Source organism: Parahaliea maris, from assembly GCF_008064665.1.
Classification (GTDB): domain Bacteria; phylum Pseudomonadota; class Gammaproteobacteria; order Pseudomonadales; family Halieaceae; genus Parahaliea; species Parahaliea maris.
In genome coordinates this window covers 631567-644904 of the sequence record NZ_VRZA01000001.1, presented here as the reverse complement: position 1 = coordinate 644904, position 13338 = coordinate 631567, and the positions used below count along the sequence as shown (strand labels likewise).

The following is a 13338-nucleotide window of genomic DNA, read 5'->3' as shown; positions in this document are numbered from 1 at the left end:
AGAAGCACTACAGAAACCTACTTAATGTGAGTGCTCACATACCCGGCAGGCATTTAAATTAGTGGGCTTTTTGGGGTGGTTTGGGTGAAAAAGGCTAGCTGTAACTGTGTTCTTCGCCCGGATATGCACCAGATTTGACCGCCTGCACGAAGGTTCTGAGTGCATCCTGAACGCTGGCCTGCCCGTCCATGAAGTTCTGCACGAACTTGGGGCTGTGCCCGGACAGGCCCAGCAGGTCGTGCAGTACCAGCACCTGGGCGTCGGTTCCGGGGCCGGCCCCGATGCCGATGACGGGGATGTCCAGCTTCTCGCTGATATCGGTAGCGAGGTGGGAGGGCACACACTCCAGCACCAGCAGGCTGGCACCGGCGTCCTGGATTTCCACCGCGTCGGCGAGGATGGACTTGGCACTCTTGGGAGTGCGCCCCTGAACCCGGTAGCCACCGAACACGTTGACTGACTGTGGGGTCAGGCCGAGGTGGGCGCAGACTGGAATGCCCCGCTCAACCAGCATGCTGATGGAGTCACTGAGCCACACCCCGCCCTCCAGCTTTACCATCTGCGCCCCGGCCTGCATCAGCGTCGCGGCATTGCGCAGGGTCTCTTCCGGCGTGCTGTAGGCCATGAAGGGGAGGTCAGCGATGACCATGGCGTCGGTGTTGGCACGGCACACACAAGCGGTGTGGTAGGCCATATCCTCCATGCGCACGGGAATGGTGCTGCCGTGGCCCTGGATCACGTTGCCCAGGGAGTCCCCCACAAGGATGGTTTCGGCACCGGCCTCGCTGACGAGGCGGGCGAAAGTCGCGTCGTAGGCGGTGATGCAGACAAATTTCTCGCCGGCGGCTTTCATCTTGTCCAGGGTGCTGACGGTAATCTTGCCCATGGCGCTGTTATCCAAAGAAGGTGGGGTTGAAATAGTGGCGGCCGCTGCGAATGTCCAGCAGGTAGTCGACCAGGTGGTGGTAGTCGCGGTCACCGTGGGCGAGATCGATCTCGCTGGCGTTGACTATCAGTAACGGGGCGCCATCGTAATACAGAAAAAACTCACTGTACACTTCGTTCAGGCGCTCGAGATAGGCGCGTTCAAGGCCCTGTTCGTAGTCCATTCCTCGCTGTTCGATACGCGACAGCAGTACGTCGGTAGAGGCCTGCAGGTAGATCACCAGGTCGGGCCGGGGGGCGTCAATGGTCATCTGTTGGTAGACCCTTTCGTAGAGCTGGAATTCGTCCTGCTCCAGGTTGACGCGGGCGAACAGCGGGTCTTTGTCGATCAGGAAATCGGCCACCTGTACCGGTTCGAAGATATCGGCCTGGCGCATCTGCTGGATTTTTTCGGTGCGCTGGAACAGGAAGAACAGCTGGGTGGCCAGCGCCGCCTGTTTACGGTTGCGGTAGAACTTCTCCAGGAAGGGGTTGTCGCCGGCGTCCTCCAGCAGGGTCTGGTAGTTGAAGGTGGTTGCAAGGCGTTTGGCCAGTGTCGTCTTGCCCACCCCGATGGGCCCTTCCACGGCGATATAGCGCGGTGGCTGCCGTCCCTTCAGGTCGAGTTTGATGGTTGTGCTGTCACCGCTCAAGCTGCGACTCCCTTCCTGTCAAAATCAATGCGTTCTCAGACGAATCCGGGTGCGCTCCAGGCGCCCGCTCGGGCAGCGCTCCGCTAATGTAGCAAGATCAGTGCCGTCGGGCAGCTTGTGCCGCGGGTCGCAGATATCCATCAGGGGAACAAGGACAAAGTTGCGCTCGGCCAGGCCCGGGTGGGGGATCTGGAGTCGTGACTCGCTGACCAGAAGATTGCCGTACAGGAGGATGTCGAGGTCGATACAGCGGGGGCCCCAGCGCTCCTCGCGTACGCGCCCCTGGGCGTTTTCGATGCCCTGCAGGGCGTCCAGCAACGGCAGGGGTTCGAGTTTGGTGACCAGCGCCACCACCGCATTGAGGTAATCCTGCTGGCCCTCGGGGCCCATGGGGGCGCTGCGGTAGACGGGCGAGGCCGCCGCCAGCCGGGATTCGGGTATCTTCCCCAGTGCGGACAGCGCCTGCTGCAGCTGGCGTTCCGGGTCATCAAGGTTACTGCCGAGGCCGAGGTAGCAGGTGATCACGCCGCATTGCTCGGGCGTTTGCGGCGGGGGCGACGGCGGCGCGAGCGCGCCGGCTTGTCCTGGGCCACCTGCTGCAATTGCTGGTTTTCCGGCAGTGTCTGAAACTCAGTCCACCAGGCACCGAGGCCTTCCGTTGTCTCGCCCGCTTCCTCCCGCAGAAGCAGGAAGTCGTAGGCAGCGCGGAACCGTTTGTGCTGCACCAGTTCCACCGCCTTGCGGCCGCCGCGCCGCTCCAGGCGCAGCTGAAACTCCCATATCTCGCGCATCGGCTGGCTGAAGCGGCGCGGAATGGACAGGTACCGGGAGGCCTCGGCGATGGTCTGTTGTGCGGCGCTGTTCATCGCCTGCATTGGCGGTTCGCCGCGGTCGCGCAGACGGGCTGCGGTTGCGCAGGCTACCGGCCACAGCAGAGCGGCCAGCAGGAAGGCCGGGGTGACCGGCTTGTCCTCACGGATTCGGAGGTCGGTGCTGCGCATCGCCGCCACGACCAGTGCTTGCGCGGTGTCGTCTTTGCCGAGCAGGCGGGCACTGTCCGGGAACAGGTACTGGAGCAGGCGATGTTGCTGCAGCAGGAGCAGTGTGGCCTCTGCGTTACCAGCCAGGAACAGCTTGAGGAACTCGTCAAACAGGCGGGCGGCAGGTATCTCGCCCAGCAGCGAGGCGCATTCCGGGATGGCCCTGGCGGTGCCCTCATCAATGGAAAAGTCCAGCTTGGCGGCAAAGCGCAGCACCCGCAGCATGCGGACCGGGTCTTCGGTGAAGCGCTGGACCGGATCGCCGATGATGCGGATGTGGCGCAGCTCGAGATCTTCCAGGCCCTGGACGTGGTCGAAGACTTCAAACGTCTTGCTGTCGTAGTACAGGGCATTGACGGTGAGGTCCCGGCGTACGGCGTCTTCCTCGAGGGTGCCGAATACATTGTCCCGCAGCAGCAGGCCGCTGGACGACTGGCGCGAGTGGCTGGAGCGGTTCCTGCCCTCGTCGTCGTCGCTGTCGTGGTGGCCGCGGAAGGTGGTGACCTCGATGATCTCGCGGCCGAAGCGGACGTGAACGATGCGGAAGCGACGGCCAATGATGCGCGAGTTGCGGAACAGTTCGTGCACCTGCTCCGGTGTGGCGTCGGTGGCGACGTCAAAGTCCTTGGGGTGGCCTCCGAGCAGCAGGTCGCGTACCGCGCCACCCACCAGGTAGGCCTGGTAGTCGCTGCCGCGCAGGCGCGCCATCACCTTGAGTGCGTTATCACTGATGTTCTGCCGGGATATACAGTGCTGATCCCTGGGAATGACCTTCAATCGCGCCGCCTGGTTCAGAAAGTTGACGCTGCGCAGTCTACCACAGAAGACCGGGCCGGGTGGGCTGGTGGAATCGGGTGGAAGCAGGGGGAAACAAGAATAAGACGGGGAAAACAGCTGTTTTCCCCATCCAGGTCTCAACCGGTTATTGTTATGCGCTAGCCGTATTTATTCTTATTGGCAGGCGGTAGAACTATTTCGCAATTGCGCTGCCAAATTGTTAGTTCTGGCGAGCCGTTGTGCTGGCCGCCTGGGGCATATCCCTGATTGGATCAGCCAACCTGGCTGGTAATCAAAGGGTATTCCCTCAAGTAACTGGAACGAAGGGGAAGAGAACTTCCCCCACCAGGTCCATAGTGAAGTATCTTATTTTTATTAAGGCAGATTCTTATTTTTATTGTTGTAGCCGACTTGATAATTGCATGGCGTGTGCCAATTTTTGAAAAAGTGTTATAAAACAGCAAGTTAAGAAATTTCGCGGTTGGCCGCTCGACGTTTAATCCGAGCTGTTGTTACCTTTTTACTCCGGAAATTGTTACAGAAATGTGACCGGGTAACGCTTAGCTGGCGGCTTTCTTGCGCCGTGTGCCACTGCTGCTTCCCGCCTTTTTTCGTGGAATATCAAAGCGCTGCCGCCGTTCCCACAGGCACTTGCGGCTGATACCCAACTTCTGGGCCAGCTCGGTCTCGCTCATGGAGTCCTGGTGTTCCAGAACGAAACGCTGGAAGTAGTCTTCCAGGGACAGGTCTTCGGTGGGGTCGGAGCTGATGCTGCGGGGTTGCTGGGCGGCTGGCGTGGTGCTCACGCCGCCACCCTGCTGGCCGCGGATGCGGTTGATATTGACCAGTTCGAGGTCGATGCCCAGTGTCTCGTTGTCGATTTCATCGCCTTCCGAGAGGATGACGGCGCGTTCGATGGCGTGTTCCAGTTCCCGCACATTGCCGGGCCACTGGTAGGTCGTGATGGCCTGGATCGCCTTCGGCGACAACTCCATGGGACCTTTGCCCAGGCGCTCCAGCTGCACCTGCATCAGGTGTTCGGCGAGATGCAGGATGTCCTTGCCGCGCTCGCGCAATGGCGGCAGCGACAGGCGCAATACGTTGATACGGTAGTAAAGATCCTGGCGAAACTCACCCTCGGCGGCGAGGGCCTGCAGGTTGCGGTGGGTTGCGCAGATCAGGCGGACATTGACCTTGCGGGAGGTGACCGAACCGATGCGACGGATTTCTCCCTCCTGGATGAAGCGCAGCAGGCGGGCCTGGGCCTCCATCGGCAATTCGCCGATTTCGTCGAGGAACAGGGTGCCGCCATCAGCCGCTTCGATCAGGCCCATGCGGCTGGCATTGGCGCCGGTGAATGCGCCTTTCTCGTAGCCGAACAGTTCCGACTCGATCAGGGTGTCGGGAATCGCGGCGCAGTTGACCGAGATCAGGGTGTTGCCCGCCCGCTTGCTGGCCTGGTGTACGCTGCGCGCCACCAGCTCTTTACCGGTACCGGTCTCTCCGAGTACCAGCACGGTGGAATCCGTGGGGGCCATTTTGCGAATGTTGCTGAACAGGGTCTGCATCGCCTGGCAATTGCCGATAAAGCCGGTGGCCTGCGGATGGCTGTCCTCGGCGCTTTGCGGGCTCCGGGACGACTCCGCGCGGGCCGTGGGGTGGTCGGCGATGATGCGCTCGACCGCACTGAGCATGTCGCTGTGATCGAAGGGTTTGGCGATGTAGTCCACCGCTCCCATGCGCATGGAATCCACGGCCGAACGCAGGCTGGCGTAACTGGTCATGATCAGCACGGGTACGTCGCCGGCCTTCTTGATCAGGTCGGTGCCCGGGGCGCCGGGCAGGCGCAGGTCACTGATGATCAGGTCGAAGTCAGTGAGGGTGTGCTGGGTTTCCGCTTCCTGTACAGAGGCGGCCTCGGACACATTGTATTCATTGCGTTCCAGCAGGCGCCGTAGCGCGGTACGGATCACGGATTCATCTTCGACGACGAGAATCTTTTGCATCAAGCGTTACCGTGGGAACTTGGGTGACACAACATACCCTGCCCCCCGGCAATTTTCCAGTCGGGGGCAGCGGGCGGTGTCACTTGCCGTTACATTTCGAGGCGGAATTCACTGTCGTAGCGGCCCAGCGGCAGCTGCAGCGTCATGCAGGTGCCCGGCTGCGGTCCCTCGAATACCGGGCTCTGCAAGTGGATGCTGCCGTTCATGTCTTCCATGATGCTGTACACCAGGGCGAGGCCCAGGCCAGTTCCCTCGCCGGGGTCCTTGGTGGTGTAGAAGGGCTCGAACACCTGGCTCTGGATGTCCACCGGCACCCCGGCGCCATTGTCCTCCACCTCGATGAAGGCAAAACCCTCCAGGATGCGTTCGCGGACGCGGATGTAGCCGTCGTCGCCACAGGCGTCCCGGGCATTGCCCAGCAGATTGATAAACACCTGCAGCAGTTTCTGGGTATCGGCCAGTACCACGGTTTCGCGGTTGCACTCGTTGATAAAGTTCACCGGCTTGGCCTGGTGATCGAGCTCCAGCAGGTGGACCGCTTCGTCCACGCAGTCGGCCAGGTTGCAGGCCACCAGCTGGGTGTCGCCGGTACCGGAGCCGGTGTGGGAAAAGTTGACCAGCGACTCCACGATGCGGCTGACCCGGTCGGTTTGCTTGAGAATGTCGCGGGCAGTGGCGCGCACATCCTCGGGCTCAAGGTCGTAGTCGAGGTTTTGCGCCAGGCAGGCGATCCCGGTAATCGGGTTGCCGATTTCGTGGGCCACCCCCGCTGCCAGGCGGCCGATCGATGCCAGTCGTTCACTGTGCAGCAGTTCGGTTTCGAGGCGTTCCAGGTCCGAGATATCCTCCACCAGCACCACTTTGTCACCGCTGTTGCCGCGCCCCTCGGCCGAAGCCTTGTGCAGGGAAATCCAGCGGCTGCTGCCGTCTGCGAGCACCACCTCCTGTTTGAGCAGGGCCTCATTGTCGTCGGTCAGGAAGTCGCTGAAGATGCGCCGCCAGGGTTGGGGCATGAAGGTCTGGAGCGAACCCAGGGTGCGGCGAGCCGGGATCCCGGTAATTTCCTCCATGCTGCGATTCCACAACAGGATTTCCCCGTCCGGGGCGGTGGAGAATACCCCGATTGGCAGGTTGTCCAGGGTCTGGCGGTAGTGGCGGCGCAGGTGGTCGAGCTCCGCCGCCAGGCCGGTGAACTGGCCCTCGGCCTTGTCCAGCTGGCGCTCGATCAGGTACAGATCGTCGGTGCCGCCGTTCATGTCGGGCTGGAAGGGTACGCAGCGGTTGAGGATATTGTGGGCCACGGTCGGCCCGAGCAGCCCCGACAGATTGGCCTCGATGCGCCCGCGCAGACGGCGCAGGGCGTAGGGGCGCGATTCGGTCTCCTCGAACTGCAGTTCCAGCAGCGCCCGGCGTACCTCGGCCCGGGCCGTGCGATCTCCCAGGGCCGGCGCCAGGGCGTCGATGAACTGCCCCGCGCTGGTCAGGCCCAGGCTGCGTCGCATGGGGCGGTTGAGATCATCCATGGAGCAGATCTCGGCTGCCACCCGCTCTTCGTCGCTTACGCTGGTGGCCATCGACACCGCAAAAAACAGTGCCACGTTCAGCCCCAGCGAGAGCACGCAGACCACGGCCCAGGCTTCACTGGGGTCGCTGAACCAGTCGATCGCCAGGGCCGGCAGCCAGCCCGGTTGGGGTGTGCCCAGGATCGGCAGCAACAGGGTGGTGGCCCACAGGCCCAGGCCGCCGGCAAGGCCGGTGAGAAGTCCCTTGCGATTGCCGCCATGCCAGTAGGGCGTGGCGATGATCCCCGGCAGAAACTGCAGGGTTCCGGTGAAGGCTACCAGGCCGAGCTCCGCCAGGCTCTGGCGACCGTTCACCGCCAGGAAGCAGCCGTAGCCCGCCAGGATGAGCAATGCGATCAGGCTGCGGCGCAGCAGTTTGAGGTGGGAGTAGAGGCTTTGCTCGCGGCCGATCTGGATCACATTGCGGGGCAGAATAAGGTGGTTGAGGATCATGTTGGCCAGGGCCAGGGTGGTCACGATGATGGTCGCGCTGGCAGCCGATAATCCGGCTACGAAAGCGGTGGCTGCCACACCCTCTGATTTGAGGCCCAATCCCAATGCCAGCCCGGTGTATTCCCGTGGCAGGTCGTGCACCAGGCTCATCCCCGCCCAGGTAATCGGCAGTACCGGCAGGCTGATCAGCAGCAGGTACAGGGGCAGGCCCCAGCTGGCCGCCCGCAGGTCGAGGCTTTCCTTGTTCTCGGCAAAAGCCATGTGAAAAATGTGCGGCATGCACACCGCGCCGGCGAAAAACACCACCAGTAGCAGTCGGGTGGCACCCCCCTGCAGGGGGTGCCCCATCATGTCGCGCGCCTCGGCCGACTGGGCGAGCCAGTCGGACATGGCTTCGAAGCCGCCAAACACCTGGTAGACGGCGGCAAACATCAGGCCCAGCAGCGCCATCAGCTTGACCAGCGACTCGAAGGCGATGGCGGTCACCAGGCCGGTGTTGCGGCGTTGGGAGGCGATATTGCGGGTGCCGAAGAGAATGGCGAATACCACCATGATCACGCAGAACAGCAGGGCCAGGCCGTCCTCGCGCTCGGCGGCGGGCAGCAGGCTGTCGGTAGCGCCAGCGAGGATGTGAATGGAATCCGCCACCGCCTGGATCTGCAGTGCCAGTAGCGGCAGCAGGGTCAGGCTCATGGCCAGGCTGACGCCTGCGCCGACCCACTGGCTGCGGTAGCGGAAGGTGAGGACGTCGGCCAGCGAGGACAGCTGGTAGACCCGGCACAATCGCAGCAATGGCAGCAGCAGGAGGGTGGCGATGAGGAACATCAGCACGCCGCCCAGGTAATAGAGCAGGTAACCGTAGCCGTAGCGCCAGGCCAGTTCGAAGATGGCATTGCTGGCCATGGCGCCGGCAAAGACCCCCAGCGACAGCACGTAAGTGGCCGGGTGGTGGGTCAGCCAGCGCGGCAACAGGTCGCGGTCGGCGAGGTGGGCGACAAGAAACAGGATGCTCAGGTAGGCGACGATCGCCAGGACGATCTGGGTCAGGCTAAAGCTCATCCGGATACCTTGAGCGCTGGTTCCACCAGCCCGCCGCAATGGCTGCCAGCCACAGCAGGTAGGGGCGGTACCATTCGGTGGGGCTTTGCCACAGCCAGTTCTCGATGGCGGGCAGGAAGATCAGGGCCAGGCCCAGCAACAGTAGCAATGCCCGGTTGATATACATGGTGGCGGGATCCTCGACGGCGTGCGCTGATACTACTGAAGCCCGGCTGGACGGTAAAGCCGGTGTCAGGGTGGCCGGCTGAGGTGCGTCCGGCTCCGGTGAGGAGGCAGGCTCAGTCCACCCGGCATCTGTTCCGGCTGCCAGTGCTCGATGGCAAAGGGGAGCAGCTCGTCGGGAGCGCGCAATTCCTCCGGTGGCGCCGCCTGCCCCAGGTAGTCCAGGGCGCGCCTGAGGTTGTCACCGGCCCTGGTGTCGTCCAGGGCTGGGGCATGGGTCTGCTTGCTCAGTTTCTGCCCCTCGCGGTTGGTCAGGACCGGCAGGTGACCATAGCGGGGGTGGGGACAGCCCAGCAGGGATTGCAGCCAGAGCTGCCGTGGCGTGGAATCCAGCAGGTCGGAACCGCGAATAATGTGGCTGATAGCCTGGTAGTGGTCGTCCACCACCACTGCGAGCTGGTAGGCAAACAGCCCGTCTTTGCGCCGTACCACGAAATCCCGCAATTCGTGGCCAATTGGCCAGTGCTGGGTGCCCTGCCACTGGTCCTGCCAGTGGGCGACATAGTCCTTATCTACCGGGACGCGCAGCGCCACGGGGGCGGTCGGGGTTTGCTGGCGGCAGCTGCCGGCACAGTTGCCGGCGGGGTCGGTTTGCGCCCGGCTGCAGTTGCAGCTGAACAGGTAACCCGCGGTGCGCAGTTGCTCCAGCGCCGCCCGATAGGCGTCGCTGCGGGTGTGTTGCCAGAGCACGGACTCGTCCCACTGCAGGCCGTGTGCTTCCAGGCTGTGCAGAATGGCGTCGGCGGCCCCGGCCTGCTCCCGGGGGGGATCCAGGTCTTCCATGCGCACCAGCCAGGTACCCCCTGCGCTGCGTGCGTCGAGGTAGCTCGCCAGGGCGGCAATCAGGGAGCCCTGGTGTAGCGGTCCGGTGGGGGAGGGGGCGAAACGACCCCGGTAGCTGGGTGCTGGGGCGGACATCGGAGAGGCCGCCCCGTGGGGGCGGCCGCAGGGTGGGGCTTAGCCCAGCTCCTGCTTCTCCTTGATTTCGTCGAGGGTTTTGCAGTCGATGCAAAGGGTGGCGGTAGGGCGGGCTTCCAGGCGTTTGATGCCGATTTCCACGCCGCAGGCGTCACAGAAACCGTAGTCGTCCTGGTCGACGCGCTCGATGGTGCTGTCGATTTTCTTGATCAGCTTGCGCTCGCGGTCGCGGGTGCGCAGCTCCAGGCTGAACTCTTCTTCCTGGGTGGCGCGGTCCGCCGGGTCGGGGAAGTTGGCCGCTTCGTCTTTCATGTGAGTAACGGTGCGGTCCACTTCCTGCATCAGGTTGGACTTCCAGTTGAGGAGGATGGAGCGGAAGTGAGCCCGCTGCTCCTCATTCATGTACTCTTCGCCCTTCTTGGGCTTGTAGGGTACAAAGCTCTTGAACTCGGAAGAATCCGCTTTCTTGGCGGTCGTTTTTTGCGCTGCTTTTGGCATGGTCAATATCCCATACTGCACGGTGGTTCAGGCGCTGGAAGCCAGCGACCCCGGCAGCCTTCAGGCCGCCGCTCTCAAGCGCGGAGAAACTACCAGATATCAGTGGCCTGTGCCACAAAAATGTTCAGGCCACTGTGCGCCTTGCCAGCGGGCCTCGGGGCGCTGTTAGAATGGCTCGCCCAGACCATTTTGGAAGCCCGGATGCCCAGTGTCTTCGAGCGTCGCGGCAGTGCCGCCCGCGTGCGTGATATCGAGCCTTTTCGCGTGGTGGAAATCCTCACCCGGGCCACGGAGCTGGCCGCCGCCGGCCGCGATATCGTCCATATGGCCGCCGGCGAGCCCGATTTTGCCACCGCACCGCCCATCGTCGAGGCCGGCCGCGCCGCCCTCGCTGCCGGGGCAACCTATTATTCCCAGCCCGCCGGCCTGCCGGCCCTGCGGGAAGCCCTGTCCCGCTACTACCAGGACGAATACGGCCTCGATATCCCGCCCTCGCGCATCGTGGTGACCCCGGGTGCCTCGGGGGCCCTACTGCTGTTGTCGTCCCTGCTGCTCAATCCGGGCGAATCGCTGCTGATGAGTGACCCGGGCTATCCCTGCAACCGCCACTTTCTGCGGCTGGTAGAGGCCCGGGGCCAATTGGTGCCGACCGGCCCCGAAACCCGCTACCAGCTCACGCCGGAATTGCTGGCGCAGTACTGGCAGCCCCACACTGCCGGCGCCTTGCTGGCTTCACCGGCCAACCCGACCGGCAGCGTGCTGTCCCGGGAGGAGCTGGCGGCCCTGTCGGCGGCGACCCGTGAGCGCAATGGCTACCTGCTGGTGGATGAGCTCTACCACGGCCTGGGCTACGACGTGGCGACCCCCTCGGTGCTGGAGGTGGACCCCGACGCCTTCGTCATCAACAGCTTTTCCAAGTATTTCGGCATGACCGGCTGGCGCCTGGGCTGGCTGGTGGCGCCGGAAGCGGCGGTGCCGGAGCTGGAGAAGCTGTCCCAGAACCTGTTTATCTCGATGTCGACCATGGGGCAGTACGCCGCCCTGGCCTGTTTTGAGCCCGCCACCCGCGCCATCCTCGACGAGCGCCGGGAGTTGTTCCGCCAGCGCCGGGATTTCCTGCTGCCCGCCTTGCAGGACATCGGTTTCGAGGTGCCCTGTACCCCCCAGGGGGCATTTTATATCTACGCCAACGCCTCCCGCTTCACCGATGACAGCCAGGCCTTCTGCCGCCAGCTGCTGGAGGACCATGGCCTGGCGCTTACCCCGGGGCTGGACTTCGGCCATTACCGCGCCAGTGAGCACCTGCGTTTCTCCTACACCACCGGCCTCGAGCGACTGGAAGTGGCGGTGGAGCGCCTGGCGAAGGTGCTCAGTTGATGGAGTTCGGCAAACTGGTACAGGGCCGGCTGCTTCGGCGTTACAAGCGCTTCCTGGCGGATGTCGAATTGCCCGGCGGCGAGGTCATCACCGCCCACTGCCCGAATACCGGCGCCATGACCGGCTGCATGCCGGAAGGCGCGCCGGTGTGGTTGTCGGTCAGCGACTCGAAGACCCGCAAATACCGGCACACCTGGGAGCTGGTGGATACCCCGGCTGGCATGGCCTGCATTCACTCCGCATTGGCCAACAAGGTGGTACGGGAGGGTTTCGAGCAGGGCCGGGTGCGCGGCTTCGGTGACTACCCGGCGATTCGCAGCGAGGTGAAGTATGGTGAAAAAAGCCGTGCCGACCTGTTGCTGGAAGGCGAGTCGGGGCGGGTCTTCGTGGAGGTCAAGTGTGTCACCCTGTGTCGCCAGGAGGGCTGGGGTGCTTTTCCCGATGCGGTCAGCGAGCGGGGCCGCAAGCACATTCGCGAGTTACAGGCGGTGATGGACAGCCAGACCCGCGCTGTCCTGTTGTTCTGTGTGTTTCACAGCGGCGTACAGAAGGTGTGCACCGCCGGGGACATCGACCCCCGCTACCGCGAGGCGCTGGCCGGGGCCATGGACGCCGGCCTGGAAGTGCTGGCCTACGCCACCGACGTGACCACCCGTGGCCTGAGCCTGGCGCGGCCGCTGCCCTTCAGCCTGGACTCGCACTGAACCCGGGTCGTCAGTCCAGGTAAATATCGCCGTTGCTCAGGGTGAAGGGGATGGCTTGCAGACGCTCCCCCAGGCAGGGGCCGGCCACGCATTCGCCGGTGTGGCTGAGGAATTCCGCACCGTGGTGCTGGCACACCAGAATCATGCCGTTGGCAGTGGCCACCGAGCCCCCCATGGGATCCAGCTCCGTGCCGGCGTGAGGGCAGTGATTCTGGTACAGGAACAGCTCGCCGGCTTTTTTCACCACCAGCAACTGGTGGAAGTCCACCTGGATGCTGGCACTGGCATTGTCTTCAAAATCGTCGATGTGGCCGATCCGGCTCATGGTATCGCCTCGGGGTGTTGGTGCTGCACTGGCTGTTGATTGTTGCGGCTTGCCCGCTGCGCTATTGTGCCGGTTCATCAGCCATTCGCAAATTGTCTCCCATGTTGAGTATCGATCAGCTCACCGGTGTCGATGAGCGCCACCTGACCGACCTGCCCGGAGGCCATCGCCTGCACCCGGAGGCAGCCCGGGCCTGGCAGGCCCTGGTGGCGGCTGCCCGCGCCGCCGGATTTCAGCTGCAGATCGCCAGTAGCCATCGCTCCTTCAGCCGCCAGAGCGGTATCTGGAACGCCAAGGCCGCAGGCAAGCGAGCGGTTCACGATGATTGCGGGCAGCCCGTGGCCATGGCCTCGCTGTCACCGCGTGAGCAGTTGCACGCGATCCTGCGGTTCTCGGCCCTGCCGGGTACCTCCCGACATCACTGGGGCACCGACCTCGACGTGTTTGACGCGGCGGCCGTGCCTGCCGGCTACGCGGTGCAGCTGACCCCGGAAGAGGTCGCGCCGGGAGGTCCTTTCGACGCCCTGCACACCTGGCTGGACCAGCGCATGGCCGCGGGGGAGTCCCAGGGTTTTTTCCGGCCCTACGCCCGCGACCGCGGTGGCGTTGCGCCGGAGCGCTGGCATCTCAGTTACGCGCCCCTGTCGCTGGGCTGCGGCGAACGGGTGGGGCCTGAAGCATTGCGGGCCTGCTGGGACCGGCATCTGCCGGGGGGCTTGCTGTTACGCAGTGAAGTCGAGGCGGAGCTGGACAGCGTGCTGGCGCGTTATGTCGCCGTGGGCGAGGGATGGTGTCCCGCAGTGACCTGAGCGGGTGTGCC

At 63.8% G+C, this 13338-nt stretch carries 13 protein-coding genes; 3 read left to right on the top strand and 10 right to left on the bottom strand.

Annotation, left to right across the window (positions count from 1 at the left end; all coding sequences use genetic code 11):
• Nucleotides 1–94 precede the first annotated feature (94 nt).
• From panB to dksA, 9 genes are all read right to left on the bottom strand, one after another.
• On the bottom strand, nt 95–886 hold the full coding sequence (panB, locus tag FV139_RS02860; RefSeq protein ID WP_148066717.1) for a 3-methyl-2-oxobutanoate hydroxymethyltransferase: 792 nt from the start codon (nt 884–886) through the stop codon (nt 95–97).
• 7 nt (nt 887–893) lie between these two features.
• A complete protein-coding gene (locus FV139_RS02855; RefSeq protein ID WP_187276370.1) occupies nt 894–1577 on the bottom strand; it encodes a deoxynucleoside kinase in 684 nt (227 codons plus the stop codon).
• A gap of 24 nt (nt 1578–1601) precedes the next feature.
• On the bottom strand, nt 1602–2102 hold the full coding sequence (folK, locus tag FV139_RS02850) for a 2-amino-4-hydroxy-6-hydroxymethyldihydropteridine diphosphokinase (protein ID WP_148066716.1): 501 nt from the start codon (nt 2100–2102) through the stop codon (nt 1602–1604).
• Entirely contained in the window at nt 2099–3394 is a 1296-nt protein-coding gene (gene pcnB, locus FV139_RS02845) for a polynucleotide adenylyltransferase PcnB (protein WP_148066715.1), read from the bottom strand. Before pcnB ends, folK begins: the two co-directional genes overlap by 4 nt.
• Nucleotides 3395–3954: 560 nt before the next feature.
• Nucleotides 3955–5400: a sigma-54-dependent transcriptional regulator gene (locus tag FV139_RS02840; protein WP_148066714.1), complete on the bottom strand. Its 1446-nt coding sequence runs from the start codon at nt 5398–5400 to the stop codon at nt 3955–3957.
• A gap of 89 nt (nt 5401–5489) precedes the next feature.
• Nucleotides 5490–8474, bottom strand: a complete 2985-nt coding sequence (locus tag FV139_RS02835) for an ATP-binding protein (RefSeq protein ID WP_213004001.1) — start codon at nt 8472–8474, stop codon at nt 5490–5492.
• On the bottom strand, nt 8464–8640 hold the full coding sequence (locus FV139_RS21010) for a hypothetical protein (protein WP_187276369.1): 177 nt from the start codon (nt 8638–8640) through the stop codon (nt 8464–8466). The genes FV139_RS02835 and FV139_RS21010 overlap by 11 nt, the downstream gene beginning before the upstream one ends.
• A 65-nt stretch (nt 8641–8705) precedes the next feature.
• Nucleotides 8706–9614, bottom strand: a complete 909-nt coding sequence (gene gluQRS, locus FV139_RS02830; RefSeq protein WP_148066713.1) for a tRNA glutamyl-Q(34) synthetase GluQRS — start codon at nt 9612–9614, stop codon at nt 8706–8708.
• 39 nt (nt 9615–9653) lie between these two features.
• Entirely contained in the window at nt 9654–10112 is a 459-nt protein-coding gene (gene dksA, locus FV139_RS02825) for an RNA polymerase-binding protein DksA (protein ID WP_148066712.1), read from the bottom strand.
• A 201-nt stretch (nt 10113–10313) separates the two neighbouring features.
• Between dksA and FV139_RS02820 the strand changes: the two genes are divergently transcribed.
• Nucleotides 10314–11489, top strand: coding sequence for a pyridoxal phosphate-dependent aminotransferase (locus FV139_RS02820; RefSeq protein WP_148066711.1), 1176 nt, complete (start codon nt 10314–10316; stop codon nt 11487–11489).
• Entirely contained in the window at nt 11489–12193 is a 705-nt protein-coding gene (sfsA, locus tag FV139_RS02815; RefSeq protein WP_148066710.1) for a DNA/RNA nuclease SfsA, read from the top strand. The genes FV139_RS02820 and sfsA overlap by 1 nt, the downstream gene beginning before the upstream one ends.
• A gap of 10 nt (nt 12194–12203) precedes the next feature.
• Here sfsA and FV139_RS02810 read toward each other — a convergent pair whose 3' ends face one another.
• Nucleotides 12204–12518 (bottom strand): Rieske (2Fe-2S) protein, encoded by a 315-nt coding sequence (locus tag FV139_RS02810; protein ID WP_148066709.1) that lies wholly within the window; start codon nt 12516–12518, stop codon nt 12204–12206.
• A gap of 101 nt (nt 12519–12619) precedes the next feature.
• Between FV139_RS02810 and FV139_RS02805 the strand changes: the two genes are divergently transcribed.
• Nucleotides 12620–13327 carry a M15 family metallopeptidase gene (locus FV139_RS02805; protein WP_148066708.1) on the top strand — a complete coding sequence of 236 codons (708 nt, stop codon included), beginning with the start codon at nt 12620–12622 and terminating at the stop codon, nt 13325–13327.
• The last annotated feature ends 11 nt before the right edge of the window (nt 13328–13338 follow it).

Excerpts from the sequence above, each read along its gene's own strand:
- panB (WP_148066717.1), bottom strand. The coding sequence starts at position 886 with ATGGGCAAGATTACCGTCAGCACCCTGGACAAGATGAAAGCCGCCGGC.
- FV139_RS02840 (WP_148066714.1), bottom strand. The coding sequence starts at position 5,400 with ATGCAAAAGATTCTCGTCGTCGAAGATGAATCCGTGATCCGTACCGCG.
- FV139_RS02835 (WP_213004001.1), bottom strand. The coding sequence starts at position 8,474 with ATGAGCTTTAGCCTGACCCAGATCGTCCTGGCGATCGTCGCCTACCTG.
- FV139_RS21010 (WP_187276369.1), bottom strand. The coding sequence starts at position 8,640 with ATGTATATCAACCGGGCATTGCTACTGTTGCTGGGCCTGGCCCTGATC.
- gluQRS (WP_148066713.1), bottom strand. The coding sequence starts at position 9,614 with ATGTCCGCCCCAGCACCCAGCTACCGGGGTCGTTTCGCCCCCTCCCCC.
- dksA (WP_148066712.1), bottom strand. The coding sequence starts at position 10,112 with ATGCCAAAAGCAGCGCAAAAAACGACCGCCAAGAAAGCGGATTCTTCC.
- FV139_RS02820 (WP_148066711.1), top strand. The coding sequence starts at position 10,314 with ATGCCCAGTGTCTTCGAGCGTCGCGGCAGTGCCGCCCGCGTGCGTGAT.
- sfsA (WP_148066710.1), top strand. The coding sequence starts at position 11,489 with ATGGAGTTCGGCAAACTGGTACAGGGCCGGCTGCTTCGGCGTTACAAG.
- FV139_RS02810 (WP_148066709.1), bottom strand. The coding sequence starts at position 12,518 with ATGAGCCGGATCGGCCACATCGACGATTTTGAAGACAATGCCAGTGCC.
- FV139_RS02805 (WP_148066708.1), top strand. The coding sequence starts at position 12,620 with ATGTTGAGTATCGATCAGCTCACCGGTGTCGATGAGCGCCACCTGACC.